Origin of the sequence: Aeromonas sp. DNP9 (genome assembly GCF_001728955.1) — a bacterium.
In the GTDB taxonomy this organism is placed as follows: domain Bacteria; phylum Pseudomonadota; class Gammaproteobacteria; order Enterobacterales; family Aeromonadaceae; genus Aeromonas; species Aeromonas veronii.
In genome coordinates this window covers 178,914-202,967 of sequence record NZ_LYSQ01000005.1, presented here as the reverse complement: position 1 = coordinate 202,967, position 24,054 = coordinate 178,914, and the positions used below count along the sequence as shown (strand labels likewise).

The 24,054-nt window shown below is 60.3% G+C and carries 24 protein-coding genes and 5 tRNA genes; 9 read left to right on the top strand and 20 right to left on the bottom strand.

The window, feature by feature from the left end; all coding sequences use genetic code 11:
- The first annotated feature begins 49 nt into the window (after positions 1 to 49).
- Positions 50 to 400, top strand: coding sequence for an iron-sulfur cluster insertion protein ErpA (gene erpA, locus A9G06_RS05330; RefSeq protein WP_005340225.1), 351 nt, complete (start codon positions 50 to 52; stop codon positions 398 to 400).
- 139 nt (positions 401 to 539) lie between these two features.
- On the opposite strand, the gene nhaC is transcribed toward erpA, so the two are convergent.
- Entirely contained in the window at positions 540 to 1,949 is a 1,410-nt protein-coding gene (gene nhaC, locus A9G06_RS05325) for a Na+/H+ antiporter NhaC (RefSeq protein WP_005357819.1), read from the bottom strand.
- Positions 1,950 to 2,250: 301 nt separating this feature from the next.
- Between nhaC and A9G06_RS05320 the strand changes: the two genes are divergently transcribed.
- On the top strand, positions 2,251 to 2,460 hold the full coding sequence (locus A9G06_RS05320; protein ID WP_005357820.1) for a hypothetical protein: 210 nt from the start codon (positions 2,251 to 2,253) through the stop codon (positions 2,458 to 2,460).
- Here A9G06_RS05320 and A9G06_RS05315 read toward each other — a convergent pair.
- From A9G06_RS05315 to rsmC, 9 genes are all read right to left on the bottom strand, one after another.
- On the bottom strand, positions 2,455 to 2,727 hold the full coding sequence (locus A9G06_RS05315; protein ID WP_005343036.1) for a late competence development ComFB family protein: 273 nt from the start codon (positions 2,725 to 2,727) through the stop codon (positions 2,455 to 2,457). The genes A9G06_RS05320 and A9G06_RS05315 overlap by 6 nt on opposite strands.
- 109 nt (positions 2,728 to 2,836) lie before the next feature.
- Positions 2,837 to 2,922 (bottom strand) — tRNA-Leu (locus A9G06_RS05310).
- Between the two features lie 71 nt (positions 2,923 to 2,993).
- Positions 2,994 to 3,079: transfer RNA gene (locus A9G06_RS05305), tRNA-Leu, on the bottom strand.
- A 46-nt stretch (positions 3,080 to 3,125) separates the two neighbouring features.
- Positions 3,126 to 3,211: transfer RNA gene (locus A9G06_RS05300), tRNA-Leu, on the bottom strand.
- Positions 3,212 to 3,256: 45 nt separating this feature from the next.
- Positions 3,257 to 3,342, bottom strand: a tRNA-Leu gene (locus A9G06_RS05295).
- A 53-nt stretch (positions 3,343 to 3,395) separates the two neighbouring features.
- Positions 3,396 to 3,481, bottom strand: a tRNA-Leu gene (locus A9G06_RS05290).
- Between the two features lie 128 nt (positions 3,482 to 3,609).
- A complete protein-coding gene (gene glgA, locus A9G06_RS05285) occupies positions 3,610 to 5,070 on the bottom strand; it encodes a glycogen synthase GlgA (protein WP_005343039.1) in 1,461 nt (486 codons plus the stop codon).
- The gene (gene glgC / locus A9G06_RS05280; RefSeq protein ID WP_005340236.1) at positions 5,060 to 6,277 is read right to left on the bottom strand and encodes a glucose-1-phosphate adenylyltransferase; all 1,218 of its coding nucleotides are present in this window, start codon (positions 6,275 to 6,277) and stop codon (positions 5,060 to 5,062) included. Before glgC ends, glgA begins: the two co-directional genes overlap by 11 nt.
- A 151-nt stretch (positions 6,278 to 6,428) precedes the next feature.
- On the bottom strand, positions 6,429 to 7,457 hold the full coding sequence (gene rsmC, locus A9G06_RS05275; protein WP_069554497.1) for a 16S rRNA (guanine(1207)-N(2))-methyltransferase RsmC: 1,029 nt from the start codon (positions 7,455 to 7,457) through the stop codon (positions 6,429 to 6,431).
- 280 nt (positions 7,458 to 7,737) lie between these two features.
- Between rsmC and dapA the strand changes: the two genes are divergently transcribed.
- Positions 7,738 to 8,610, top strand: a complete 873-nt coding sequence (gene dapA, locus A9G06_RS05270; protein WP_069554496.1) for a 4-hydroxy-tetrahydrodipicolinate synthase — start codon at positions 7,738 to 7,740, stop codon at positions 8,608 to 8,610.
- Between the two features lie 57 nt (positions 8,611 to 8,667).
- Here the strand turns inward: dapA and A9G06_RS05265 are convergent, their stop codons facing one another.
- Positions 8,668 to 9,657, bottom strand: coding sequence for an inorganic triphosphatase (locus tag A9G06_RS05265; protein WP_069554495.1), 990 nt, complete (start codon positions 9,655 to 9,657; stop codon positions 8,668 to 8,670).
- A gap of 169 nt (positions 9,658 to 9,826) precedes the next feature.
- On the opposite strand from A9G06_RS05265, the gene A9G06_RS05260 reads away from it, so the two are divergent.
- On the top strand, positions 9,827 to 10,507 hold the full coding sequence (locus tag A9G06_RS05260) for a TIGR00153 family protein (protein ID WP_005340244.1): 681 nt from the start codon (positions 9,827 to 9,829) through the stop codon (positions 10,505 to 10,507).
- 25 nt (positions 10,508 to 10,532) lie between these two features.
- Positions 10,533 to 11,798 carry an inorganic phosphate transporter gene (locus A9G06_RS05255; RefSeq protein ID WP_069554494.1) on the top strand — a complete coding sequence of 422 codons (1,266 nt, stop codon included), beginning with the start codon at positions 10,533 to 10,535 and terminating at the stop codon, positions 11,796 to 11,798.
- A gap of 91 nt (positions 11,799 to 11,889) precedes the next feature.
- Here A9G06_RS05255 and A9G06_RS05250 read toward each other — a convergent pair whose 3' ends face one another.
- The gene (locus A9G06_RS05250; protein ID WP_069554493.1) at positions 11,890 to 14,346 is read right to left on the bottom strand and encodes a bifunctional aspartate kinase/homoserine dehydrogenase II; all 2,457 of its coding nucleotides are present in this window, start codon (positions 14,344 to 14,346) and stop codon (positions 11,890 to 11,892) included.
- Positions 14,346 to 15,518 carry a cystathionine gamma-synthase gene (gene metB / locus A9G06_RS05245; protein ID WP_069554492.1) on the bottom strand — a complete coding sequence of 391 codons (1,173 nt, stop codon included), beginning with the start codon at positions 15,516 to 15,518 and terminating at the stop codon, positions 14,346 to 14,348. Before metB ends, A9G06_RS05250 begins: the two co-directional genes overlap by 1 nt.
- Positions 15,519 to 15,723: 205 nt before the next feature.
- On the opposite strand from metB, the gene metJ reads away from it, so the two are divergent.
- The 3 genes from metJ (at position 15,724) to A9G06_RS05230 (ending at position 17,234) form a co-directional block, all read left to right on the top strand.
- Positions 15,724 to 16,047: a met regulon transcriptional regulator MetJ gene (gene metJ, locus A9G06_RS05240; RefSeq protein ID WP_005340251.1), complete on the top strand. Its 324-nt coding sequence runs from the start codon at positions 15,724 to 15,726 to the stop codon at positions 16,045 to 16,047.
- 41 nt (positions 16,048 to 16,088) lie between these two features.
- Positions 16,089 to 16,811 carry an AraC family transcriptional regulator gene (locus tag A9G06_RS05235; RefSeq protein ID WP_069554491.1) on the top strand — a complete coding sequence of 241 codons (723 nt, stop codon included), beginning with the start codon at positions 16,089 to 16,091 and terminating at the stop codon, positions 16,809 to 16,811.
- Positions 16,812 to 16,895: 84 nt separating this feature from the next.
- Positions 16,896 to 17,234: a tRNA-binding protein gene (locus A9G06_RS05230; RefSeq protein WP_033113988.1), complete on the top strand. Its 339-nt coding sequence runs from the start codon at positions 16,896 to 16,898 to the stop codon at positions 17,232 to 17,234.
- 71 nt (positions 17,235 to 17,305) lie between these two features.
- Here the strand turns inward: A9G06_RS05230 and A9G06_RS05225 are convergent, their stop codons facing one another.
- The 3 genes from A9G06_RS05225 to nudE form a co-directional block, all read right to left on the bottom strand.
- The gene (locus tag A9G06_RS05225; RefSeq protein ID WP_069554490.1) at positions 17,306 to 18,577 is read right to left on the bottom strand and encodes an aromatic amino acid transport family protein; all 1,272 of its coding nucleotides are present in this window, start codon (positions 18,575 to 18,577) and stop codon (positions 17,306 to 17,308) included.
- Positions 18,578 to 19,014: 437 nt separating this feature from the next.
- On the bottom strand, positions 19,015 to 19,827 hold the full coding sequence (gene cysQ / locus A9G06_RS05220) for a 3'(2'),5'-bisphosphate nucleotidase CysQ (RefSeq protein ID WP_005357849.1): 813 nt from the start codon (positions 19,825 to 19,827) through the stop codon (positions 19,015 to 19,017).
- Between the two features lie 37 nt (positions 19,828 to 19,864).
- Entirely contained in the window at positions 19,865 to 20,473 is a 609-nt protein-coding gene (gene nudE / locus A9G06_RS05215; RefSeq protein ID WP_069554489.1) for an ADP compounds hydrolase NudE, read from the bottom strand.
- A gap of 144 nt (positions 20,474 to 20,617) precedes the next feature.
- On the opposite strand from nudE, the gene yrfG reads away from it, so the two are divergent.
- Positions 20,618 to 21,298: a GMP/IMP nucleotidase gene (yrfG, locus tag A9G06_RS05210; protein WP_069554488.1), complete on the top strand. Its 681-nt coding sequence runs from the start codon at positions 20,618 to 20,620 to the stop codon at positions 21,296 to 21,298.
- A gap of 67 nt (positions 21,299 to 21,365) precedes the next feature.
- Here yrfG and A9G06_RS05205 read toward each other — a convergent pair whose 3' ends face one another.
- The 4 genes from A9G06_RS05205 to A9G06_RS05190 form a co-directional block, all read right to left on the bottom strand.
- Positions 21,366 to 21,578 carry a hypothetical protein gene (locus tag A9G06_RS05205; RefSeq protein WP_041209029.1) on the bottom strand — a complete coding sequence of 71 codons (213 nt, stop codon included), beginning with the start codon at positions 21,576 to 21,578 and terminating at the stop codon, positions 21,366 to 21,368.
- A 114-nt stretch (positions 21,579 to 21,692) separates the two neighbouring features.
- Positions 21,693 to 22,031 (bottom strand): DUF1294 domain-containing protein, encoded by a 339-nt coding sequence (locus A9G06_RS05200; RefSeq protein ID WP_069554487.1) that lies wholly within the window; start codon positions 22,029 to 22,031, stop codon positions 21,693 to 21,695.
- Complete coding sequence (locus tag A9G06_RS05195) at positions 22,028 to 22,618, bottom strand: sugar O-acetyltransferase (RefSeq protein ID WP_069554486.1); 591 nt, start codon at positions 22,616 to 22,618, stop codon at positions 22,028 to 22,030. The genes A9G06_RS05200 and A9G06_RS05195 overlap by 4 nt, the downstream gene beginning before the upstream one ends.
- An 86-nt stretch (positions 22,619 to 22,704) precedes the next feature.
- Complete coding sequence (locus A9G06_RS05190; protein WP_069554485.1) at positions 22,705 to 23,967, bottom strand: DUF4010 domain-containing protein; 1,263 nt, start codon at positions 23,965 to 23,967, stop codon at positions 22,705 to 22,707.
- Positions 23,968 to 24,054: the final 87 nt, after the last annotated feature.

The following is a 24,054-nucleotide window of genomic DNA, read 5'->3' as shown; positions in this document are numbered from 1 at the left end:
TAATTTCGCGGTTTCCATGTTTGTGGATCTAATGGTTGTGAGGTCAGTAATGAGTGCAGTAGCAGAAGCCCCGCTGCCCATCCAGATGACGGATGCGGCGGCCAACAAGGTGAAGAACCTGATCACCGAGGAAGAGAATCCCGAGCTGAAGCTGCGGGTATACATCACGGGTGGGGGCTGCTCCGGTTTCCAGTATGGCTTTACCTTTGATGAGAAGATCAACGACGGAGACACCGTAGTCGAGAAGAATGGCGTCACCATGGTGATCGATCCCATGAGCCTGCAATATCTGGTAGGCGGCAGTGTGGATTACACCGAGGGCCTGGAAGGTTCACGCTTCACCGTGACCAACCCCAATGCCACCACGACCTGTGGCTGTGGCTCCAGCTTCTCCATCTGATCGGCGTTATCGGTCTGATGAAACGGCTCTCGGTAACGAGGGCTGTTTTTGTTTGTGGTGATCAGTTAGCTCCATCAAACAGCATTTCTCTGAAACAACAAAGGCGCCTCGATGGCGCCTTTGTTGTTTGCAGAATGGCTTAGCGGGAGCTTGCCGCCGCGACCAGCGGGATCCGGTTCACCGCCTTGCCCATGTAGGCGAGGGTGATGGTCACAATGATGCAGGTGAAGCTCAGCCACATGTAAGGCAGGTAGTCGAGGGTTGCCACCCCCAGTACCCCGGCCATGAAGATGCCGTTGTCGCTCCAGGGCACCATGCCGCAGGTGAGGGTGCCGCCAAACTCGGCGTTGCGAGAGAGGTTCTTGCGCGCCAGTCCCAGTCGGTCGTAGTTCTTGGCCATGATCTTGGGGGTCAGGATCAGCGACACATACATGGCTGAGCCAAACACGTTGGCCAGAAACGCGGTGCCGATGGTGTGGCTGGTCAGGCTGCCGACGCTATTGATGCGCTTCTCGAAGGCGCTGGCGATCACTTCCAGAATGCCGACCTTCTCCAGCAGGCCGCCAAACCCGAGACCGAAGATGATGACCGCGACCGAGCCCAGCATGGACTCCATGCCGCCGCGACCGAGAATGTTGTCGATAAAATCGATGCCGGAGGTGATGGCAAACGGACTATAAGCCGAGTGCATCGCCTTGACCGGATCCATGCCCTGGAAGGCAATAGCCCAGATCAGGCCCAGCAGGGCTCCGAAGCTGATCACCGGGAAGGCGGGCTTGCGATTGGCCAACAGGCCCAGTACCAGCACCACCGGCACTATGGCCAGCGGGGTGATGTTGAACTGGTTGTCGAGGGCCTCCATCACCAGATTGACCTGCTCCAGGCTGACGTTGCCCGAATACTGCATGCCCACCACGGTGAACAGTACGGCGGTGATGACATAGGAGAGCAGGCTGATGGGCAGCATCCCCTTGATATGCTCCACCACGTCGACGTTGGACATGGTCGAAGCCAGCACTACTGAGTCGGAGAGCGGAGAGAGCTTGTCACCGAAGTAGACGCCGGAGAGCACGGCACCGGCTACCAGCGGCGCAGGCACGCCGAGGCTGTGGCCGATCCCCATCATGGCGATGCCAGCCGTGGCAGCAGAGCCCCAGGAGGTGCCGGTAGCCAGCGAGGTCAGGGAGCAGATGATCAGGGTTGCCAGCAGGAAGATGGACGGATGGATCACCTTGAGGCCGAAGTAGATGATGCTGGGGACAATGCCGCCAGCAATCCAGGTGCCGACCAGGGCACCGACGGAGACCAGGATCAGGATGGCCCCCATCCCCTTGGCGACGCCGTCAACGGCCGCCTGCTCCAGGGATTTGTAATCGTGGCCGAGCTTGATGCCGAGCCCCATGATGACGAACCAGGCGATGAACAGTGCCAGCTGGATTGGCAGATCGAGCACGCTGGTGAACGAGAATGCCAAGGCCAGGAAAATGGCCAGACAGGCAAATACCTGTGCCATGCCCGGTAGTCGGATGTGGTTTTGTTGGTTTTGCATAGATACTTCCTAAACTCTTGCTCGCCAAGGTCACTCCCTCTCGTCCTGTGGATACATCGATCCCGAGGAGGCAACCCAAAAAGAGGCCGCAATCTACCACAAACCTGACGGGTTAAAGCCCCATCAAATTGGCAAAAATGCACATTTGATTGAAAAAATCACAAATTAGTTGATCTCATAACCCGTTTTTGAGCTGCCTGTTGACACAAAGGGTCACATACGAAGCCTGCCCGTAACGCCACTTGCATCCCCATTAGATGAAGATGATAATTATTATCAATTATTGATGAGGGAGAAAACAATGCGCTGGATATTGCGGGGTATGATGTTGCTGGTGGCGGTGGCCGTACTCGCATGGGGTCAGGATAAAGAGTACGGCACCTGGAGTGCCGGTTTTCTGCTGGCTGCCTGGGTGATGCTGGAGCCCGGATTGCGGCCCGCCTTGATCTTGCTGCCAGTGGCCGGGCTGACCGGTATCGTCACCCTGCTCTGGCAGCAGCCATGGTTATGAGCTTTTGACGGGAGCCTGCTTGATCTTCTGCTGTGCTACCTTGAGCGATTCGACCACCAGTTTCTCCATTTCGGTACGCTTGGCGTCGGTCAGGAAGTAGATCATGTCGACATTGTGGCGAATATAGTGGGCCGGAAGCTGGTTGAGGGTAAGGCAGCAGAGGTCGGCCATCTGATCGCTGTTGAGCTTTTGCTGCAGCCCCTGTTTCTCAATCTCCTTGAGCACCAGATGTTCGTAAAAGTTGTGAATGTCGGTATCCAGTATCATATGCGTTCCTTGGCATGACGATGAGCGGGGAGTCGTCAAAAGCATAGCCATAACAAGGAGTAAAAACAAAAGGCCCATCACTTTCGTGATGGGCCTTTTGCGTAATGAATGGTGCGAAGAGAGGGACTCGAACCCTCACATCCGTGGGACACTAACACCTGAAGCTAGCGCGTCTACCAATTCCGCCACCTTCGCACACTGATTTTCTCCAGCTGGTTTTTAAATGCGGTTGGAGCGCATTGCTCTGTGTTTACATGTCAGAATCATGGTGCGAAGAGAGGGACTCGAACCCTCACACCCGGGGGGCACTAACACCTGAAGCTAGCGCGTCTACCAATTCCGCCACCTTCGCACATTCGGGTTTCCAGTCTGGATTTACATGCTGTCTGGATAAAGCATGGTGCGAAGAGAGGGACTCGAACCCTCACATCCGTGGGACACTAACACCTGAAGCTAGCGCGTCTACCAATTCCGCCACCTTCGCACATTCGGGTTTCCAGTCTGGATTTACATGCTGTCTGGAGAAGCATGGTGCGAAGAGAGGGACTCGAACCCTCACACCCGGGGGGCACTAACACCTGAAGCTAGCGCGTCTACCAATTCCGCCACCTTCGCACATTCGGGTTTTCTAGTTGGATTTACATGCTGCTGAATCAGCATGGCAGTATTGGTGCGAAGAGAGGGACTCGAACCCTCACATCCGTGGGACACTAACACCTGAAGCTAGCGCGTCTACCAATTCCGCCACCTTCGCATCACTGCGGAGGGGGATTCTATAGAGTTTTGGGGGAGCGTCAACAGCCAAAGGGGACTTTTTTCGCTGTTGACGCCCAAAGTGGCGCCAAGGGTACAAAACTTCAGCAATCAGCTGACGTTTGGCGTTTAGTAACGGCCTAATGCGCTCTGATACATCCGTTCATACTGGGTGACTGAGTCAGGCCAGTTGAAGCGGGTGCTCATGGCATTGCGCTGCACCTTGGCAAAACGCTCCTTGTCCTGCAGGAAATAGAGCAGGCTGCGGCGCATGGTATCGAGCAGGATGGCGGCAGTCGGATCGTTGAAGCAGAAGCCGGTGGCATGCTCGGGATCCGCATCCCAATCCACCACGGTATCTTTCAGACCCCCCACGGCGCGCACCAGTGGCAGGGTGCCATAGGCGAGACTGTACATCTGGTTGAGGCCGCAAGGCTCGAACAGCGAGGGCATCAGGAAGAAGTCGGCACCGGCTTCGACCAGATGAGCCAGCCGATCGTCATAGGTGTTGATGAAGGCGAGCTTGCCCGGATAATCCCGGGCCATGGTTTGCAGTTGCGTGGCGAGCGCAGGATCGCCAGAGCCGACGATCACCACTTGTACTTGATGGTGGAGGAATTTCTCCAGCGCAGGGAGCAGCAGGGGAACGCCCTTCTGCTCGGTCAGGCGGCAAACCATGCCGTAGATGGGCAAGTCCGCCACGGCCAGCCCCGCCTCCTGCTGCAGGCTCTCTTTGCAGATCTGTTTGCCAGCCATGTTGTCGATGCTGTAGGTCGCAGGCAGGAATTCGTCGAACTCCGGATCCCAGTCTTTGTAGTCGCAGCCGTTGAGGATGCCGCAGAGATCGGCCGCCCGTTGCTGGAAGATATGCGCCATGCCGTGGGCGCCGAGGTGAGTCAGCAGCTCCTGGGCATAGTTGGGGCTGACCGCATTGATCTTGTCGGCGTAGAGCACCCCGCATTTGAGCAGATTGACGTGGCCGTAGTCGTAGTTGATGCGGCGTTCGTAGTCGGCGATCTCGGGCATGGCCCAGAACTGCTCGCGGCCAAACACCCCCTGAAACGCCGCGTTGTGAATGCTGATCACGCTGCGGGTTTGCTGGAAGAAGGGGTTGTGGGCGTGACGGGTTTTCAGCAGCAGTGGCAGCAGGCCGGTGTGCCAGTCATTGCAGTGGGCGATATCCGGAGCAAAGCCGAGCTGCTCGCAGGCATGGAGGGCCGCGGCCGAGAAGAAGGCAAAGCGCTCGCCATTATCCGGATAGGCCTGATTGTTCTCGGCGTAGAGCTGGGGACGATCGAAATATTGTGGGCAGTCGAGCAGATAGACGCAGACGCCATCCAGCTCCATCTGGTAGATGCGATAACCGATATCCGGCAGCCCGGGGTGGGTTGGCAACCAGCGTGACGCCACCAGTCTGGCCTCATCCCGTCGCTTTATCGTCTTGTAGAAGGGCAACATGATCCTGACATCATGTCCCTTCTGGGCCAGGTACATCGGCAGGGCTCTGGCGACATCGGCCAGGCCACCTGTCTTGACCAGCCCCTCAACTTCCGAGGCAACAAACAGGATTTTCAGTGGGTTAATAGCCAACTCTTGCTCCCTTAGGTACCACCACGATACCGCCTTCGGATACGGTAAATCGCTCTCTATCGTGGTCCAGATTTTCACCGATAACGGTGCCGGGCGCAATTTCAACGTTTTTATCAATGATGGCGCGCCGGATGGAGCAGCCTTCACCAATCTTCACATCCCCCAGCAGAACGGATTCACTGATATGGCTGCACGCGCCGATATTGCAGCGGAAACCAAGGATGGATCGCTGGATCTGGCTGCCCTGAATGAAGCAACCGGCGGAGATCAGCGAGTTGGCGATCTTCACCTTGCACTCATCGCTGTCGATGAAGGTAGCAGGCGGCAGCGCCGGATAGTGGGTGTGCAGGGGCCACTTGCGGTTATAGAGGGAGAAGGGGGGATTGTCGGCCACCAAGTCCATGTGCGCTTGCCAATAAGAGTCGAGGGTGCCCACATCCCGCCAGTAGACGTGCGGTTTCTCGCCGGGGATGACGTTGGTGCTGTAGTCATAGACATAGACGGGGGCACGTGGGTAGAGGCTCGGGATCACATCCTTGCCAAAGTCGTGGCTGGAGTTCTCCTCGGCGGCATCCCGCTTCAACTCGCGGCAGAGGGCATCGGTCTCGAAGATGTAGTTGCCCATGGAGACCAGCGCCTGGGTCGGATCGCCGGGAATGTGCTTGGGCTGCTTCGGCTTTTCCTGAAAGCCGATCATCCTCCCTTCGGTATCCACCTCGATCACCCCGAAGGCGCTCGCCTCTTCGATGGGCATGCGCAGGGCTGCAACCGTCATGGCTGCGTTCTTCTGCTTATGGAAGGTGACCATCTGGCTCACATCCATCTTGTAGATGTGGTCGGAGCCGAAGATGCAGACGTGATCCGGTTCGGCCCGCTCGATAAAGCCGAGGTTCTGGTAGATGGCATCGGCGGTGCCGTCATACCAGCGTTTGCCCATCCGCATCTGGGCCGGGATGGGATCGATAAAACGGTCGGTGATGCCGACAATATTCCACCCCTTCTTCATGTGCAGGTAGAGGGACTGTGATTTGAATTGGGTCAGTACATAGATGCGCAGAAAGTCGGCGTTGACGAAGTTGTTGAGGACAAAGTCGATCAGCCGGTAGCTGCCACCAAAGGGGACGGAAGGCTTGCTGCGGGTAGTGGTCAGAGGCTGCAGGCGAGTACCTTCGCCACCAGCCAGGATCATGGTCAATATGCCTGCCATCGTATTTCTCTCCCTGAATTAACAACATGAAAAGGTTTTCAATGTTCGGTATAAAAACACCCCTAAAGGGGTGGTTTTTATCGTGTGCTTAATACCTTATCAGATGCCGGATGGCGCTCTCTAGCTGTTTTATTGTGCTGCTTACACTTATTTACATTTTGCTCAGATAGACCTTGAATTTGGCATCACTGCTGATCACTTCAGTCCGTTTGAAGTGTGTCTCCAGTATAGGCTGGTAGCGCAAGAAGGCGTTGGCAACAATGGTCAGCGAACCATTTGGCAGCAAAAATTCCGGCGCCTTGGCCAGGAACTGCTCGGTTGCCGCATAGAAGGTTTTGAGACCCGCATGGAATGGCGGGTTGGAGACGATGTGCTGGAAACGGGTGGAGACATCCGAGTAGACATCGGAAGCGGTGACCTTGCCCTGCAGACCGTTGATCGCCAGGGTGCGGCGGCTCGATTCGAGTGCCAGTGCGCTGATATCCACCATGTTGACCTGCAGATCCGGATTGCGCTTGGCAAGCACGGACCCAATCACCCCGGCGCCACAACCGAAATCGAGCAGCTCGCCCTTCATCGGTGGCACGGCGGCCAGCAGAATCTGGGTGCCGAGATCCAGCTCGGTGGCGCTGAAGACGCCGGGCAGCGCCAGCACGGTCAGCTCGGTATCACCGGCCTTGCACTGGTAGCGACCAAACCAGCTATCCAGATTGAAAGGTTCAACCGGCTTGCTCAGCTCACCATGATAGAGAGAGCAGCGGCGCGCCGAATCGCGCTTGATCGGCTTTTCGCCATAGGGGGCCAGCAGCTTGTCGGCGCCATTGATGCCGCCGCGGTTTTCACCGGCCAGGAACAGGTCGGCACCCGCTTCCAGCAAGGGGGTCATCATGGCCAGCAGATATTGTGCCTCGGCCTTGGCCTTGGGCATCAGCAGCAACAGGGCATCGAAGCGCGGGGCGCCACCGAGCTGGTGGTCGAACAGGATCGCCTCGTCGAGGGCGGCCTGCTGGCTGCGGTAGTAGCAGTAATCGGTGGTAAAGACGGTCAGTGTCCGGGCCAGGCTTGCCAGCTGGCGGGGGTAGTCATCCTCCAGCGCGCCACAGACAAGTAGCCGCTTGCCGACAAAGAGGGCTTGGTTTCGTTCCAGCATCTGGCTGACGGCACTGATTGGGCTGCTCATCGGGTCTCTCCACGCAATTTTGGGCGGCCATTATACATAGCCCCTTTCGCCTTGACATTTATGCCGTGTTCCCGAAATATGCCCAGACACCATTTTTTGACCAGAGATGACGAAATGCGGTTCAACGGGTTGAAACGAAAGCACAAAAAAAGCCTGAAATTCGGGCCTGCCGACGTTCGCGCGTAACCTCTCATCCCTGAGAAGCTTCAAACCCCGGTTGCGCACATCGTACCGGGGTTTTTTATTGCCATATGCGCGTCATTTAGGAGAAGGAGATCCCATGTTTCAAGGTTCAATCGTTGCGTTGATCACCCCGTTTCGACAGGGAAAGCTGGATGAAGAGGCGCTACTGCGTCTGGTTGAGTGGCATATTGAACAGGGTACTCACGGCATTGTGCCGGTAGGCACCACGGGTGAGAGCCCGACCCTGACCCACGATGAGCACTGCCGGGTGGTGGAGCTGGTGGTCAAACAGGTCGCTGGCCGTATTCCGGTTATTGCCGGAGCGGGCTCCAACAATCCGGTCGAAGCCATCGAGTACACCCTCCATGCCGAGCGGGTGGGCGCCGATGCCACCCTGCATGTGGCCGGTTACTACAACCGCCCCAATCAGGAGGGGCTCTACCACCACTTCAAGGCGGTACACGATGCGACCGCCAAGCCGATCATCGTCTACAACATCCCGCCGCGTGCAATCGTTGACGTGCAACCGGCGACCCTGGCCCGTCTGGCCGAGCTGCCGCGCATTGCCGGGGTGAAAGACGCGACTGGCGATCTGGCCCGCCCCTGGACCGAGCGCCAGCTGATCAAAAAGCCCTTCGCCTGGCTCTCCGGTGAGGATGCCACTGCGGTTGCTTACAACATCGGCGGCGGTCAGGGCTGTATCTCTGTGACCGCCAACGTGGCCCCCAAGCTGGTGGCCGAGGTTCAAAATTTGGCGCTGGCTGGCAAGTGGCAAGAAGCGCGTGAGCTGCAAGACAAGCTGATTCCGCTCCATCAGGCGATGTTTGCCGAGCCGAGCCCGGCTGGTGCCAAATTTGCCGCTTCCCTGCTCGGTTTCTGCAGCGAGGAGTGCCGTCTGCCGGTGATGCCACTGTCGGAGGCGACTCGCGAGCGCATTCGCAGCGCCATGCAGCAGCTCAACCTGCTGTAATGCAAAACGGGTGAGCCAAGGCTCACCCGTTTTGTTTTCAGCTTTTGTTTCTGGCCTTTATTTACGACATCGCACCACTCTGGCTGCGTGATGCAGCCAGGCGGCGATGGCCAGCTGCAACTCGACATATGCCGGATAGAGGAAGAGATCGGCCAGCTCGGCAGGCCACTCGTTTTGCTCGTCCGATTGGGCTTGCAGATGGGCGTGCAGGCTGGTCAGTGCTGGCAGCCAAGGTGCGGGTTGTGGCAGCGTGGCCGCAGTGCGGGCGAGCAGATCGATCCCTTGGCACAGGGCTGCGAGTGCCTGCTGTTGAACGCCTTTATCCTGAGGATGCTCCAGCCAGACCTGCTCGTGATGCTGCCAGTGGCGCAGCCCCTCGCTTACCCCCGTTGTGCCATCCATACCTTCATGTTCGACCAGCGCCTGCAGGGCCAGCGGTTTGCCAAGACCAGCCAGTCGATAGCCGCGCAGGGCCTTGGATTGGGCGCCAAGGCGCAGCCCGCCGCTCCCGGCGAGGCGTTGGGCCAGTGCAAACAGCGCCGCGGTAGCGCCTGATTTGAGCTCCAGTTCCAGCTCGTTGATGGTGGTGCTGCCTTGACTGCCGACTATCTCTCCCTGATCCCAGGCCAGCTCAATCTCGGCCCCCTCGAAGGCGATCAGCCAGTGGCGGCGCAGGAAGTCGGTGCGAAACTGGGCGACCAGCTGCTGCTGAATGTGGTCGCGCTCGCTCAGGGTTGGCCAAATCTCATCGGGAAAGGCCGAGAGGGTCGGCAGATCGCCGCTGACTGGGGCGTTGTACTCAGGTCTGGCATGCAGGCCGCCCACCACCTGGCCACGGCATTTGATGGTCTGCTCGGCGAAGGCATCGCAGCGGCGGATCCGCAGTCCCATCTCCAGCTGGCGCAGAGCCAGGGTCGGCGTATCGAAATAGACGTTGCCGAGCTGCTGTTGTGACGATTCTTTAATCTCAAGAGAATTCAGCAGGTTGGATAACTCGGGTTGAATGTCGCTGGCGACAAAAAACTTTATCTCGATCTCAGTTTGCATAGTCATTCCGGGCTGGCAGACAACTTTGGGGGGCAGGATTCGGGTCGCGGGGATATAATGCCCGCGAGACGACTAGATTAATTCGCGGTTTAATTGAGGGCGCAGTTCGGTTACCATGCGCGCCTCATAAAATCGTATCGAGTGTTTTTTCACCGACACAGGTTTGGCCATGCCAGTAAATACTATTTTGGGGCTTTTTGCCAAGTCCCCCATCAAGCCGCTGCAGAAGCATATCGTCAAGGTTCACCAGTGCTCACAGCAGTTGGTTCCCTTCTTTGACGCCGTTGCCGAAGACCGTTGGGAAGATGCCGAGAAGATCCGGCAGCAGATCGCCCAACTGGAAAAAGAGGCAGATACCCTCAAGCGTGAAATCCGTCTGAAACTGCCTCGCGGCCTGTTCCTGCCGGTTGCACGTACCGACCTGCTGGAGCTGTTGACCCAGCAAGACAAGATTGCCAACCGTGCCAAGGATATCTCCGGCCGCATGCTTGGTCGTCGCATGGAGTTCCCCGCCGAAATGCGGACGGATTTCATGGCTTACCTCAAACGTTGTATTGATGCGACCGCTCAGGCCGAGAAAGCGATCGGGGAGCTCGACGAGCTGCTTGAGACCGGCTTCAAAGGACGGGAAGTGGAAATGGTTGCCGAGATGATCCACCAGCTGGATCTGATCGAGGACGATACAGACACCATGCAGATCGGACTGCGCCAACAGCTGCAAGCTGTTGAGCACAATTACAATCCGATCGATGTGATGTTCCTTTACAAGATCCTCGAATGGGTAGGTGACCTGGCAGATCAGGCTGAGCGCGTAGGCGCCCGTCTGGAACTGATGCTGGCTCGTTCGTAATCGACTGACTGGGTAAACACTACTAATGGACATTATCGCGAATTACGGCACCACTCTGGTGCTCGTGGCGGCCTTGTTCGGCTTTTTGATGGCTTGGGGCATTGGCGCGAATGACGTGGCCAACGCCATGGGAACATCGGTCGGCACCAAATCACTGACCATCCGTCAGGCGATCATCATTGCCATGATCTTCGAATTTGCCGGTGCCTATCTGGCCGGTGGCGAAGTGACGGCCACCATCCGTAACGGCATCATCGACAGCAATGCGTTTGTCGATAGCCCGGATCTGTTGGTGCTCGGCATGATCGCCTCCCTGCTGGCGGCAGGCGCCTGGTTGATCCTCGCCTCCTACTTCGGCTGGCCTGTTTCCACCACTCACTCCATCATCGGCGCCATCGTCGGTTTCGCTGTGGTCAGCATTGGCCCGGAGGCGGTGCAGTGGAGCAAGTTTGGCGGCATCGTCGGCTCCTGGGTCATCACCCCGGCCATCTCCGGTGTCATCGCCTACTTCATGTTCATCAGCGTGCAGAAGCTTATCTTCAACACCGATGATCCCCTGAACAACGCCAAGCGCTATGTGCCGTTCTACATGTTCCTGACTGCGCTGGTGATCTGTCTGGTGACCATCAAGAAGGGGCTGACCCACGTCGGTCTGCACCTGAGCGATGGCGAGGGCATTCTGCTCTCCATCGCCATCTCCATCGCAGTGGCGTTTGCCGGCTGGATCTACATTCGCGGCCAGAAGTACAACCCGCAGGATGACAGCAAGATGCACTTCGCCAACGTGGAGAAGGTGTTCGGCATCCTGATGGTGATCACTGCCTGTGCCATGGCCTTTGCCCACGGTTCCAACGACGTTGCCAACGCCATTGGCCCGCTCTCTGCGGTGGCCTCTATCGTGGCTTCCGGTGGCGAGATTTCCGGTCAGGCTGCCATTGCTTGGTGGATCCTGCCGCTGGGCGGTATCGGTATTGTGATCGGTCTGGCGACCATGGGCGAGAAGGTGATGGCGACGGTCGGTACCGGCATCACTCACCTGACCCCGAGCCGTGGCTTCGCCGCCCAGCTGGCGACCGCCGCGACAGTGGTGATTGCCTCCGGTACCGGTCTGCCCATCTCCACCACCCAGACCCTAGTCGGTGCTGTGATGGGTGTCGGTCTGGCGCGCGGCATTGCGGCGCTGAACCTGGGGGTACTGCGCAACATCGTGGTCTCCTGGATCATCACTCTGCCTGCCGGTGCCATCCTGGCTATCGCGATCTTCTACGTGCTGCAGGCCTGCTTCTCCTAATCGAAGCTGCATTCAGCAAAAAGCCCGAGTCATCGACTCGGGCTTTTTATTGTCGCGGGAGCTGAGGTGCAGCTCCCTTTGCATATCAGCCTTAGAGGCTGGCGCAGATCTGCCACAGATCGTACTGGATAGCGGCGGCGGTCACTTCCCGACCCGCCCCCGGCCCCTGGATCACCAACGGGTTGGTGCGGTAGCTGTCGCTCTCGATGGCGAAGATGTTGTCGCACGGCAAGAGGTTGGCAAACGGGTGGTGGGGCTCCAGCGCCTCCAGTCCGACCCGCGCCTTGCCGTCATGCTCAAAGCGAGCCACGTAGCGCAGTACCTTGCCGAGGCGCTTGGCCCCTTCGAAGGCGGTCTGGATCGGGCCATCCAGCTCTTTCAGTCTGTCCATGAACTGATCGGCGGTCACCTTGCGCAGCGTGACGGGCACCAGATTCTCCAGCTCGATATCGGCGGAGTCGAGCTCGAAGCCCGCCTCCCGCGCCAGAATGAGCAGCTTGCGCCGCACATCCTGACCGGAGAGATCCTCGCGGGGATCCGGTTCGGTCAGGCCGTGCTGCCACGCCTCGTCCACCAGCTCGGAGAAGGGGCGAGTGCCGTCATACTGCTGGAACAGCCAGGAGAGGGTGCCGGAGAAGATGCCGGAGACCCCCTGAATGCGGTCGCCGCTCTGGCGCAGCATCTGGATGCTGGACTGGATTGGCAGCCCGGCGCCCACGGTGGCGTTGTAGCGCCACTGCACCTGATGGTCACGGCTGGTCTGCTTGATGCGCTGGTAGAACTCGCTGTCGGCGGCACCGGCAAACTTGTTGGCGGCGATGATGTGAATGCCGAGCTGGGCAAAATCCGGATAGTAGCGGCTCACCGTTTCGCTGGCGGTCATGTCCAGCGCAATCAGCGCGTCGAAGCCGTGCTGCTCAAGCTGGGAGAGCAACTCCGGCCAGATCAGCGGCTTGGGATTGAAGTTGTCCTGTACCTTGAGGGGGTTGAGTCCCTCTTCATCCAGCAGGCCCCCTTCCGAGCTGAACACCCCGTAGAGGGTGAGCGCCAGATTGAGTTCATGTTCGAGCCGTGCCTTTTCACGGGCGTAGAGGCTCAGCCAGTGGCCGCCGATATTGCCCTTGCCGAACACGACCAGTCCGACCCGGGTCGGGCGGCTGAAGAGGGCGCTGTGCAGGGCGATGAGCAGCGGCTCCAGCACTACCTGACGCAGCACGGCCACCAGACTCAGGCCATCTCGGGCCACTTGGACGAACTCCAGTGGTTGATCTGCCAGCAGCTGATAGAAGCGATGACACTGTTCTGCGTTGTCGGTGACACCGGCGCCGACCAGCGCCACCAGACTGTACCCCTCTTTCTGGATGAGGCCAGTGAAGCTCCCTTGCAGCTGGAAGTCGCGCAGCAGCTCGAAGGCGCCCTGTGCTACCTCAAGGGTGTAGGCGAGGCGCAGGATCCGGCGATCCGGCTGGCGCTGCAGGGTGAGCGGGTTGAGACGGTGACGGGCCAGATGGGCCTCGATGGTGGCCACCGTCTGCTCGTAGTTGGTTTGCGGCAGCACTTTCAGCTCAATGAGGGCGATCTGATCCACCGAGGAGACGATGCGGGCGCCACCGGAGCGGGGGGCGCGGCGCAGGATATGGGTGCAGCCCTCGTCCGGGTTGTAGCTGCAGCGTAAAGTGAGGCGCTGGCGGCTGTCGGCCACCGGTTGCAGGGTGCGCGAGTGCAGCACCGAGGAGCCAAGACGGGCCAGCTCGTTGGCTTCCGCGAGGCTCAGCCGCTCCAGCAGGCGCGCTTCTTTCACCCGACGCGGGTCGGCGCTGTAGACCCCGGCTACGTCGCTCCAGATGGTGGTGGATTCGCCGTCCGCCAGCAGGGCCAACAGGCTGGCGCTGTAGTCGGATCCATTGCGACCGAGCAGCAGGGAGCGCCCCTCCATGTCGGCGGCGATAAAGCCGGTTACCACGATGCGACCGGCATGCTCCGCCAGCCGCGCCTTGAGCAGTTCGCTGGAGAGGGCGGTATCCACCTTGACCAGAGCGCCATCCTCGGCGCGCAGGAAACTGCGGGCATCGAGCCAGATAGCCTTGTCGCCGCGGCTGGTGAGCAGGGCCGCCAGCAGGCGCGCCGACCACACTTCGCCAAAGGCGAGCAGTCCGTTGCGGGCGAAGCGGTCAAACTGTCCCTCCAGGGTTTTGGCGATCAGCTGCATGTCGTCGGCCAGCTGCTTGCTCAGATCAAGCTGTAGCTCGCCCTCCAGCAGGCCGTCGATCAGGCTCTGCTGATAGGCCTGCAGGGCCGAGATGGCTTCACCTGCGGCTTCGTCCCCCGCTTCGGCCAGCTCCACCAGCTGGATCAGCCGGTTGGTGGTCTTGCCGGCGGCGGAGACCACGATCAGTTCATCCCCGCCCACCTGTTGTTCAACGATACTGGCGACCCGGCGATAACAGACCGGATCCGCCAGACTGCTGCCACCAAATTTGTGGACGTGACGTCGCTTCAATCCTGCTTCTGTGGCCACCGCGATCTCTCCTTGTTGCTGCTGTTCCATTACTTCGCTACCTGTTCTGCCTGCTGCGCCTGTTCAAAAGCCTGAGCCAGATCGGCCACCAGGTCTTCACCGTGTTCAATACCGACCGACAACCGCAGCAGCTGGGCGCTGATGCCTGCTGCCTGCTGCGCCACCGGGGTCATGGCCCTGTGAGTCATGCTGGCCGGATGGGCCACCAGACTCTCCACCCCGCCGAGGGACTCGGCCACCGAGAAGAGGGTGAGGGCCGCGAGGAAGGCGCGAATGCCTGCCTCGCTGCAATCGAGTTCAAAACTTAGCATGGCGCCGAAGCCGGACTGTTGACGGCGCGCAATATCGTGGCCCGGATGGCTCGGCAGGCTGGGGTGATAGATGCGTTTCACCAGTGGCTGCTGTTGCAGGAAGGCGAGGATGCAATCGGTGTTCTCCTGATGGGTGCGCAATCTGGGGGCCAGAGTGCGCAGGCCGCGCAGGGTGAGGTAGGAGTCGAACGCCCCGGAGGTGAGCCCCAGACAGTTGGCCCACCACACCAGCGACTCGGCCAGTGTGGCCTCTTTGGCAATCGCCACTCCGCCCACCACGTCTGAGTGACCGTTGATGTACTTGGTGGTGGAGTGCACCACTACGTCGGCACCAAGTGCGAGCGGCTGTTGCAGCAGGGGGGAGAGGAAGGTGTTGTCCACCACCACCTGCGCACCCACCTCGTGGGCGGCGCTGGCAATGGCGCTGATATCCACCACCCGCAGCAGCGGGTTGGAGGGGGTCTCGACCCATACCAGCGCAGGCTTCAGGGCCAGCGCGGCGGCCAGTGCGGCCTCATCCCCCTGATCGACAAACTGCACCCGGTAGTGGCCCTTGGCCGCCAGATACTCAAACAGACGCCAGGTGCCGCCGTAGCAGTCGTGGGGGGCGAGCAGCAGATCCCCCGCCTTGAGCAGGGCTGTGGTGACCAGATGGACGGCGCCCATGCCGGTACCGGTAACCACGGCGCCTGCGCCCCCTTCCAGCGCCGCCAGCGCGTCCGCCAGATTGGTGCGGGTCGGATTGCCGGAGCGGGCATAATCGTATTGACGGGGCTCGCCAAAGTCGGCAAAGGTGTAGTTGCTGGAGAGGTAGATGGGGGGCACCACGGCACCGTGTTGCTGGTCTGTCTCAATCCCGGTGCGAACCGCCAGGGTAGCCTTGTGGGTCATATCACTCTCCTTGATGTCTCTTTACACGCCGGCATCTTGCTGCCACGCGCCATCCCGCCATTGCGGGCTCATGGACAACCACACTACGCCAGCTTAAAAAAGCCGTCAACACTTCTAGACGTCTAAATGGCTTTGCTGTTGGATTGCCATTAATTTCCTTAAGGGTTAAAATCCGCGCTCACGGCTAAATGAGAACAGGTGAGTCATGGGAACAGAGTGGAACGGCGACTACGTCAGCCCCTACGCGGAACACGGTAAGAAGAGCGAACAGGTCAAGAAGATTACCGTCTCGATCCCGCTCAAGGTGTTGAAAGTGTTGACCGATGAGCGCACCCGCCGTCAGGTGAACAACCTGCGTCATGCGACCAACAGCGAGCTGCTCTGTGAAGCCTTCCTGCACGCTTTCACCGGCCAGCCGCTCCCTTGCGACGAAGACTTGCGCAAGGATCAACCGGACAGTGTCCCGGCCGAAGCGCGCGCCATCATGGAAGCGCTGGGCAAAGAGATCGAAGATTTCGACAAGGAATAACCCCCAATGACGCGGCCCTGGCCGCGTCATTGCTATCTGCCATGTCCCGCTTCAGCCTGCGCCACTATCACCACCATGTCTGCAGTCATAGCCACGACTTTGCCCAGCTGGTGATCCCCCTCGACGGCCCCCTCGAGATCGAGGTGCAGGGCCGGGGGCGCAGGCTTGCCCCCGGTTCTGTCTGCGTCATCGCTCCCGGCGAGCGGCACGATTATGCCGCCGATCCGGCGCTTTCGTTTCTGGTGCAGGAGAGCGACTGGCTGCCCGGCGATCTGGCGGCCTGCCCCTTTATCGAGCTGGATGAGCCCCAGCGCCACTACCTCGCTTTTCTGCACCGCATGGTGGCCGAGGGGCGGCAGGTGGCGGGCATGGAGCAGGTGTGGCTCTCCCTGCTGGCTGAAGGGCAGGGGATGCAGAGCACTGCCACTCCGCGTCTTGCCGCCCGCATCCTCAAGGTGCAGCGCCATATCGAGGCCAACCTTGCCGCCCCGCTGACCAATCAGCAACTCGCCGCCATCGCCTGCCTTGGCCAGAGCCAGTTCAAGCTCGCTTTTCGCCAGCAGTTGGGCGTGAGCGTCTCCCACTACATTCGCAGTCGACGCATGGCGCTGGCGCGTACCCTGCTTGCCGGTACGCAACTGCCCGTCGGCGAGATTGCCAGCCTCTGTGGTTACCAGAATCAGGGGGCCTTCAGCGAGCGCTTCCTGGCCGAGACCGGGCTTACTCCGTCCCTCTGGCGCCAGCAAAACGGCCACCTGCCGTAACGAAACGGCTGATCGCCGAAGACGGGATGCTCTCTTTGGGCCATGCTGCGGGTCATGCAAGGTACACGATAAACAGGAGCCGAAATGGAGACGATTAGCTGGCAGGATTTCGAGATGGTGGAGCTCCGGGTGGGCACCCTGGTGCGGGTCGAGCCGTTCCCCGAGGCGCGCAAACCGGCCTACAAGGTGTGGGCGGATTTTGGTCCCGAACTGGGGATTCGCAAGAGCAGCGCCCAGATCACCGCTCTCTACCAGCCAGAGCAGCTGGTGGGCCGCCAGATCATCGCCGTAGTCAACTTCCCGACCAAACAGATAGGGCCGTTTCAGTCGGAGTTTCTACTGACCGGTTTCTATCGGCCGGATGGCGCAGTGGTGATGGCTATCCCCGAGCAGGCGGTGGAGAACGGCGCCAAGCTGGGCTGAATTCACACCCGAACAGAGAGAAGAGAGGCGACCCAAGGTCGCCTCTCTTTTTTGTTTTCTGCTGCGAGTCGTTACTTCAACAGGCTGAAGAGCAGCGCCGATACTGCCAGCGAACCGGTCAGCAGGATAAAACCGTTGGTCCAGCCGTGACGGAAGCGGGCCAGCGCCTCTACCTTGTAGATGGCAATCACCGGCATGATGAACAGGATCATGGCGATGACCGGGCCGGAGAGGGTCTCCATCAGCCCCAGAATGCCCGGGTTGATCACTGCGGCGCCCCAGATGGCGAAGAACATCAGGGCGATGCCGACCTTGTCCGCCTTGGCCAGCGGCAGGCCGGTGGGCTTGGCGATCAGGCTTTTCAGGCTCTCGCGGGCACCGAGGAAGTGGCCGAGGAAGGAGGAGCTGATGGCGATAAAGGCGATGAGCGGCCCCAGAGTCACGATCACCGGGTTGTCGGTGATGTTGGCGAGATAGGAGAGCACAGAGACGTTCTGGGCCTTGGCTTCGGCCAGCTGGGCTGGCGAGAGGCTCAGCACGCAGGAGAAGACGAAGAACAGCACGAAGCCCACCAGCATCACTGTGGTGTTGCGCAGGATCAGGCCGCTCTTGGCTTCTGCCTGTTCGCCATATTCACGACGCTGCACGTTGGCAAAACCGGAGATGGCGGCGGCGTGGCTGAAGGCGAACACGGTGACCGGCAGCGCCAGCCAGACAGTATTGAGGAAGCTGACCCCTTCAAACGCCGTCACTTCCGGCCACTGCCACTGAGGGATCAGGTAGCAGGAGAGGGCCGCCAGAATGGCCGCGAGCGGATAGACCATAAAGGCGAAGGCGCGCAGCATCGCCTTCTCACCCGCCAGCATCACGGCGATCATGGCAAACACCAGCACGCCGGAGAGCATCACCCGATCCGGGGTCGCCATGCCGAGCTGGTTGACCATAAAGCTCTCCACCGTGTTGGTCAGGCCGACCCCGTAAATGAGCAGGATCGGGAAGATGGAGAGGAAGTAGAGCGCCGAGATGAGGCGGCCGGCCATCTTGCCGAAATGCTCCTCCGCCACTTCGGTGAAGTCGGCGTGGGGGCGTGACGAGGAGAGCACGAAGCGCGCCAGCCCGCGGTGGGCGAGGAAGGTCATGGGGCCTGCCAGTACTGTGACGATAACGAGGGGCCAGATGCCGCCCAGACCCAGATTGATGGGCAGGAACAGGATACCGGCGCCAACGGCGGTGCCAAACAGGCTGATGACCCAGTGGGTGTCGTGACGGCGCCAGCGGGTGGTGCTGGCAGTGGTGGAGCAGGAACCGGATAGCTCCTTGGTAGCCTCTACAGATAAACTCATTACTAATTCACTTTTTGTTAGTGTTTTAATCTGAGTTAATTGTGGTTTATCGGGATTTAATTCTCAAAAGGCGAGACTGAAACATATCACTGCCATTGCGGGGTTTAGCCAGCGAGATTGGGAATGGAATCTGGATCACAGAATGCAACAAAACTGACAATGGTGATTTTTGTGAAATATCAAACCAAAATTTGATCTACTGCCATTTTTTTATTTTGGCTAATCAGGTGTTTTCAGAATTACGTGAAAAATCGCACCATTTCTCGCCGACCGATTGTGATGTTTCACTATCATTTTGCCGCTTTGCCAGCGTATCACGCTGTTCAAGAGCGCCTTGACCAGCGGATCACACCGGTCATCACCCGGGGCAACTTCCCTGAAAAAGCAGGCGGCCATCGGGCCGCCTGCTTGTCTGGTGTGATGCTAGCTCTATCCGCCTAGTGGGCCAGAATGTTGCCCCAGGCGAGATCCGGATCCCCCATCACGATAAAGTCCGGGTTCTCCAGCGACTCGGTTTCGTTGTAACTGAGCGGCTGCAACGCCAGGCTGAGGATACGGCCACCGGCTGCCTCGACGATGCACTGGGCGGCGGCGGTGTCCCACTCGCCGGTGGGGCCGAGCCGCACGTAGCAATCGGCCGCCCCTTCCGCTACCAGACAGGATTTGAGGGAGCTGGAGCCGAGCGGGATCAGCTCGTAGTTGATGGCCGGGTTGAGGCGGCGGGTGAGGTTCTCCAGCTTCTGGCGGCGGCTGATAGCCACCACCAGCGAGTCGGGCTGGTCATGCTCGTGATGCATGGCGCTGATGGGCAGTACCTCGCCATTCACCTCCTTGAAGGCGCCGTAGCCGCGCACCGCCCAGTAGAGCACGTTGGACTCGGGCGCGTAGATGACCCCGAGCACCGGCACATTGTCCCGCACCAGGGCGATCAGGGTGGCGAAGTCGCCGCTGCCCGCGATAAATTCGCCGGTGCCGTCGAGGGGATCTACCAGCCAGTACTGCCGCCAGTTGGATCGCTGGCTGAAGGGGATGTCGGCTGCCTCTTCGGTCAGCACCGGCACATGGGGGGTGAGCGCCGAGAGCGCCTGTTTGAGGTAGGCATCGGCAGCAAGATCGGCACTGGTGACCGGGGTCGCATCCTCCTTCAGCTGACGCTCGAACTGACCGCCGTGATAGATGTCGTGAAGGATCCTTCCGGCTTCGCGGGCAATCTCCTTGACCCCCGGCACCCAGGCCAACAACTCCTGCATCTCGTTATCCTCTGTCTGTTAACTGCCCGTCTGCGGGCTACTCTGCCTGCTCCGCCAGCCACTTTTGGGCCAAGAGCAGGGCACTGATGCTGCGCGACTCGGTGAAGTCGGGTCGCGCCAGCAATTCGTCGATCCGGTTCAGCGGCCAGGGGATCACTTCCAGCGGTTCGGGCTCGTCGCCGATCCGCTGCTCGGGGAAGAGATCCCGCGCCAGTAAAATGTCCATCCGGCTGGAGAAGTAACCGGGCGCCAGCGACACCTCCTTGAGCAGGGTGAGGCTGTTGGCGCCAAAGCCTGCCTCCTCCATCAGCTCCCGGTTGCCCGCCTCGAAGGCATCTTCACCGGGGTCGATCAGCCCCTTGGGAAAGCCCAGCTCGTAGGAGTGGGTGCCCGCGGCATATTCGCGCACCAGCAGCAGGGTGTGGGCATCGAACAGTGGCACCACCATGACGGCGCCACGATTGCCGCCGCGCATCCGCTCGTAGACCCGCTCTTCGCCGTTGGAGAATTTGAGGTGGAGGGACTCCACTCTGAACAGCCGACTCTCGGCCACGATCTCGGCCTTGAGGATCTCCGGTTTGCTCTTGGGGTTATCCAGTTGGTCGGCTGAGATGTGCTCGGGTTTGCTCTTGTGGGGGTCGCTCATCGGACGCTGGCTGCTCGTTAAAAAATCGTGCTTCAAGAGTAAACGACTCTCACACCGAACACCACGGGCCAGGGATGGCAAAGGGGGAGGAAAAATCCGTTATACTGCCGCCCCGTTTTCCGAGATCCGCGATCAAGAGACCCGATGCCACACTCCCGCGCTACCACCTTGCCCTGGCACCAGATAGACACCGTCTTGCTCGATATGGATGGCACCCTGATCGATCTGCATTTTGACAACCACCTCTGGCAGCAGCTGGTGCCGGAGCGTTACGCCGAGCGGCTCGGTCTGCCGCTGGATGAAGCCAAAGCGCAGATCGATGTCCACTATCACGCCGTCAACGGCACCCTCAACTGGTACTGCGTGGATTACTGGAGCGAGACCCTGGGGCTCGACATTCGCGCCCTCAAGCAGGAGCTGCTGGCAAAGATCCAGTGGCGCCCCCATGCCATCCCCTTTCTGGCCGCGCTACGCGCCGCGGGCAAGCAGCTGGTGCTTTTCACCAACGCCCACCCCGCCAGTCTGTCGGTGAAGGATGCGCAGCTGGGGCTGAGCGACCATCTGGATCTGATGGTGAGTACCCACGAGCTGGGCTGGTCGAAGGAGAGCCAGCTCTGCTGGCAGGCGCTGGCACAGCGGCTGGCGTTCGAGCCGGCCCGCACCCTGTTTGTGGATGATAGCGAGCGGATCCTGCGGGCTGCCGCCGACTATGGTATCGGCTATCAGCTGGCGATCCAGAATCCGGATAGCTGCAAGCCGGAGCAGAGCATTACCGCTTTTCCGGCGATCCGCGACTATGCCGAGTTGCTGCCGTTGGCAATCTGAATCAGTTCAAACAAGAGAGGGCTGCATCATGCAGCCCTCTCTGTATCTGAAACCTGGCGGTGAAACATCACAGCTCCCGGAACGGTCGCCGTTTCTCTTCCTCGATGACAATCGCCTCCAGATTGGCGATCCGCTCCTGCAACTCTCTGATGATCATATCCTGCCTGCCGAGGCGGTCGGTGATGCGGGCATCCCCCATCTGATAGCGGGCCCGTTTGCCGAGATATCCGAACAATACGCTGATAAATACGATCAGGACTATGCCTGTCCACATGGTCATGTCACGACTCCTTGTCGTCTATAGACGGCGAAAACGCTGATGAGATCTGCTCTGTTTTCTCACAGCCGCCGGGCGGCCGCAATGGGGCCCATTGTCCCTTTGTGACGCAGACAGCTATTGCTGCCAGAGTGGCCGCCCGACCCAGAGTGCCCACAGGGTGAGGTGCAGCAGCACGATAAACCAGAAGACCAGCCGGTAGCTGCGCTTCTGGGTCTTGTGACGCAGCCACTGGCGGGCCACCAGTGCCCCCGGCCAGCCGCCGCACAGCTCCAGCAGATGGAGCCTCGATTCGGGAATGCGCCACTCGCCCCGCACCGCCTGCCGCTTGTCCCAGGCGTAGGCGGCCACCGTGAGCAGGCTCATGGTCAGCAGTGCGGCCAGCGGCCACCACTGCTGCTCGCCGAGGCCGAGCCAGAGGGCGGCGCCCAGTGGCAGCAGCGCCAGTACCATCACTGGGCCAACTCCCAGCAGCGCTCCTCATCCTGCTTGAGGGTGCGGATCACCTTGGCCGGATTGCCCACCGCCACCGAGTCGGCCGGGATGTCGCGGGTCACCACGGCGCCTGCGCCAATAATGGATCGTGGCCCTATGGTGACGCCGGGGCAGATGATGGCGCCGCCGCCAATCCAGCAGTCGTCACCGATCCGCACCGGTTTGTTGTAAGCGGTCCAGTTGCGTCGCTCCAGATAGTTCATTGTGTGGGTGGCGGTATAGATCTGCACGTTGGGGGCCAGCAGCACATGGCTGCCGATGTGCACTTCGCCCACGTCGAGAATGGTGACGTTGAAGTTGAAGAAGGTCTTCTCGCCGATATGGATGTTGCGGCCAAATTCGCAGGTAAACGGCGTGCTGATCCAGCAGGAGTCGGGGCAGTGGCCAAACAGTTCGCGGCAGATCTGCTGGCGCAGAGGGGCATCGCCCGCCGATGAACCATTGAGCCGGGCCAGCAGCGCCTGACCGCGGATCCGGTCGTTGGCTATCTCCTCGCTCTGGCTATCCAGTGCCCCGCCAGCCAGTACCTTGTCCCAGTCGCTCGCCATTGCTACCTCCTCATGCTGCAAGAGGGAGCAGTATACGTGACAAGCGGGAGGGGCGTCAGTCTGTCACTTCTGGCAGGTGATCCCCGTCATCCTGCCGGCCAGATGAGGGGCAGGATCAGCAGGGCCGAGACGAAGTAGGGGAGCAGCACCCGCAGCCCCAGGCTGCGACCGCCGATACCGAGGGCCAGCAGCCCCTTCACCAGCGAGTTGACCAGCCCGGCTAGCAGGATGCCGCGGGCCGCCACCTCCAGCGCCAGCTCCTTGTGGGAGAGCTGGGAGAGCGACAAGGTGATGGCGTCCACGTCGGTGATGCCTGACACCAACGCCAGCAGATAGACCCCGGAGTTGCCTACCTTGTCTTGCAGCAGAGTTGCCATAAAGCCGATCAGCGCCAGCAGCAGGCCGAACTTGATGGCGGTGGCCAGATCGAGCGGGTTGCTGGTTTCCGGCTGTACCGGGCCGTCAGTCAGCTCCTCGCGCTGGCGCCAGAACCAGAAGGCAAAACCGTAGACCGTGGTCGCCAGCAACACGAGCGGGGCGGCGAGGCGCATCGCCAGTTCGCTGTGAATCAGCAGCACCAGTACCAGCAGCCGCAGCCACATGGTGGCCCCCGCCAGCAGGATGCCGGTGGCCAGCAGTCGCTCCAGCCCCCCCTGCTCCTTGTTGAGGCGGGCAAACTGCAGGGTGAGGGCGGTGGAGGAGGCCAATCCCGCCAGTATGCTGGTGAGCACCAGCCCAGCGCGGGTGCCGAGCAGACGCACCGCGAAGTGGCCACAAAACGAGATGCCGGCGATCACCACCACCATCAGCCAGATCTTGAAGGGGTTGAAGGCATCGAGGGGCCCCATCTCCTCGTTGGGCAGCACCGGCAGCAGCACCAGCGAGATAAGCAGAAAGCGCAGGGTGGCGTGAAACTCGGTCTCGCTGAGAAACAGCATCCCCTGCTGGATCTTGCCCTTTAGCCCCATCAACAGGGCGGCCAGCACGGCGCAGGCCACCGCCTCGCTCGGGCTCAGCAGCACCGACATCAGCCCCAGCAAATAGGTGAGCAGCATGGCCACCGAGCTGGTGAGGCCGAACTCCCCTTGCCAGCGCTGGGCCAGCCAGACCGAGAGGCCGCAGCCGATCACCACCGCCAGCAGGCCGAGCAGCGGCAGCCAGGGGCCCAGAGTCGGCAGCAGCAAACCGCAGACCCCGCCGAGCAGGCCGATGAGGCCGTAGGTGCGCATCCCGGCGATGCGCTGGTTGTCCCCCAGCTGGCGCACCTGCCAGCCGCGTTCCAGCCCGATGATCAGGCCGATGACCAGCGACACCAGGGCGCCATTGACGGGTTCTGCATTGATCCACATAACGACTTCCTTTTCGTCATCTGTCTGCCTTGTTCCCATGATGGCACAGCGAGCAATGGGCCAGAGGGGCATAGCTCACAGAGTCTG

Bases quoted from the DNA above. Each gene is read 5' to 3' on its own strand.
- erpA (WP_005340225.1), top strand. From the start codon at position 50: ATGAGTGCAGTAGCAGAAGCCCCGCTGCCCATCCAGATGACGGATGCG.
- nhaC (WP_005357819.1), bottom strand. From the start codon at position 1,949: ATGCAAAACCAACAAAACCACATCCGACTACCGGGCATGGCACAGGTA.
- A9G06_RS05320 (WP_005357820.1), top strand. From the start codon at position 2,251: ATGCGCTGGATATTGCGGGGTATGATGTTGCTGGTGGCGGTGGCCGTA.
- A9G06_RS05315 (WP_005343036.1), bottom strand. From the start codon at position 2,727: ATGATACTGGATACCGACATTCACAACTTTTACGAACATCTGGTGCTC.
- glgC (WP_005340236.1), bottom strand. From the start codon at position 6,277: ATGGCAGGCATATTGACCATGATCCTGGCTGGTGGCGAAGGTACTCGC.
- rsmC (WP_069554497.1), bottom strand. From the start codon at position 7,457: ATGAGCAGCCCAATCAGTGCCGTCAGCCAGATGCTGGAACGAAACCAA.
- dapA (WP_069554496.1), top strand. From the start codon at position 7,738: ATGTTTCAAGGTTCAATCGTTGCGTTGATCACCCCGTTTCGACAGGGA.
- A9G06_RS05265 (WP_069554495.1), bottom strand. From the start codon at position 9,657: ATGCAAACTGAGATCGAGATAAAGTTTTTTGTCGCCAGCGACATTCAA.
- A9G06_RS05260 (WP_005340244.1), top strand. From the start codon at position 9,827: ATGCCAGTAAATACTATTTTGGGGCTTTTTGCCAAGTCCCCCATCAAG.
- A9G06_RS05255 (WP_069554494.1), top strand. From the start codon at position 10,533: ATGGACATTATCGCGAATTACGGCACCACTCTGGTGCTCGTGGCGGCC.
- A9G06_RS05250 (WP_069554493.1), bottom strand. From the start codon at position 14,346: ATGGAACAGCAGCAACAAGGAGAGATCGCGGTGGCCACAGAAGCAGGA.
- metB (WP_069554492.1), bottom strand. From the start codon at position 15,518: ATGACCCACAAGGCTACCCTGGCGGTTCGCACCGGGATTGAGACAGAC.
- metJ (WP_005340251.1), top strand. From the start codon at position 15,724: ATGGGAACAGAGTGGAACGGCGACTACGTCAGCCCCTACGCGGAACAC.
- A9G06_RS05235 (WP_069554491.1), top strand. From the start codon at position 16,089: ATGTCCCGCTTCAGCCTGCGCCACTATCACCACCATGTCTGCAGTCAT.
- A9G06_RS05230 (WP_033113988.1), top strand. From the start codon at position 16,896: ATGGAGACGATTAGCTGGCAGGATTTCGAGATGGTGGAGCTCCGGGTG.
- A9G06_RS05225 (WP_069554490.1), bottom strand. From the start codon at position 18,577: ATGAGTTTATCTGTAGAGGCTACCAAGGAGCTATCCGGTTCCTGCTCC.
- cysQ (WP_005357849.1), bottom strand. From the start codon at position 19,827: ATGCAGGAGTTGTTGGCCTGGGTGCCGGGGGTCAAGGAGATTGCCCGC.
- nudE (WP_069554489.1), bottom strand. From the start codon at position 20,473: ATGAGCGACCCCCACAAGAGCAAACCCGAGCACATCTCAGCCGACCAA.
- yrfG (WP_069554488.1), top strand. From the start codon at position 20,618: ATGCCACACTCCCGCGCTACCACCTTGCCCTGGCACCAGATAGACACC.
- A9G06_RS05205 (WP_041209029.1), bottom strand. From the start codon at position 21,578: ATGACCATGTGGACAGGCATAGTCCTGATCGTATTTATCAGCGTATTG.
- A9G06_RS05195 (WP_069554486.1), bottom strand. From the start codon at position 22,618: ATGGCGAGCGACTGGGACAAGGTACTGGCTGGCGGGGCACTGGATAGC.
- A9G06_RS05190 (WP_069554485.1), bottom strand. From the start codon at position 23,967: ATGTGGATCAATGCAGAACCCGTCAATGGCGCCCTGGTGTCGCTGGTC.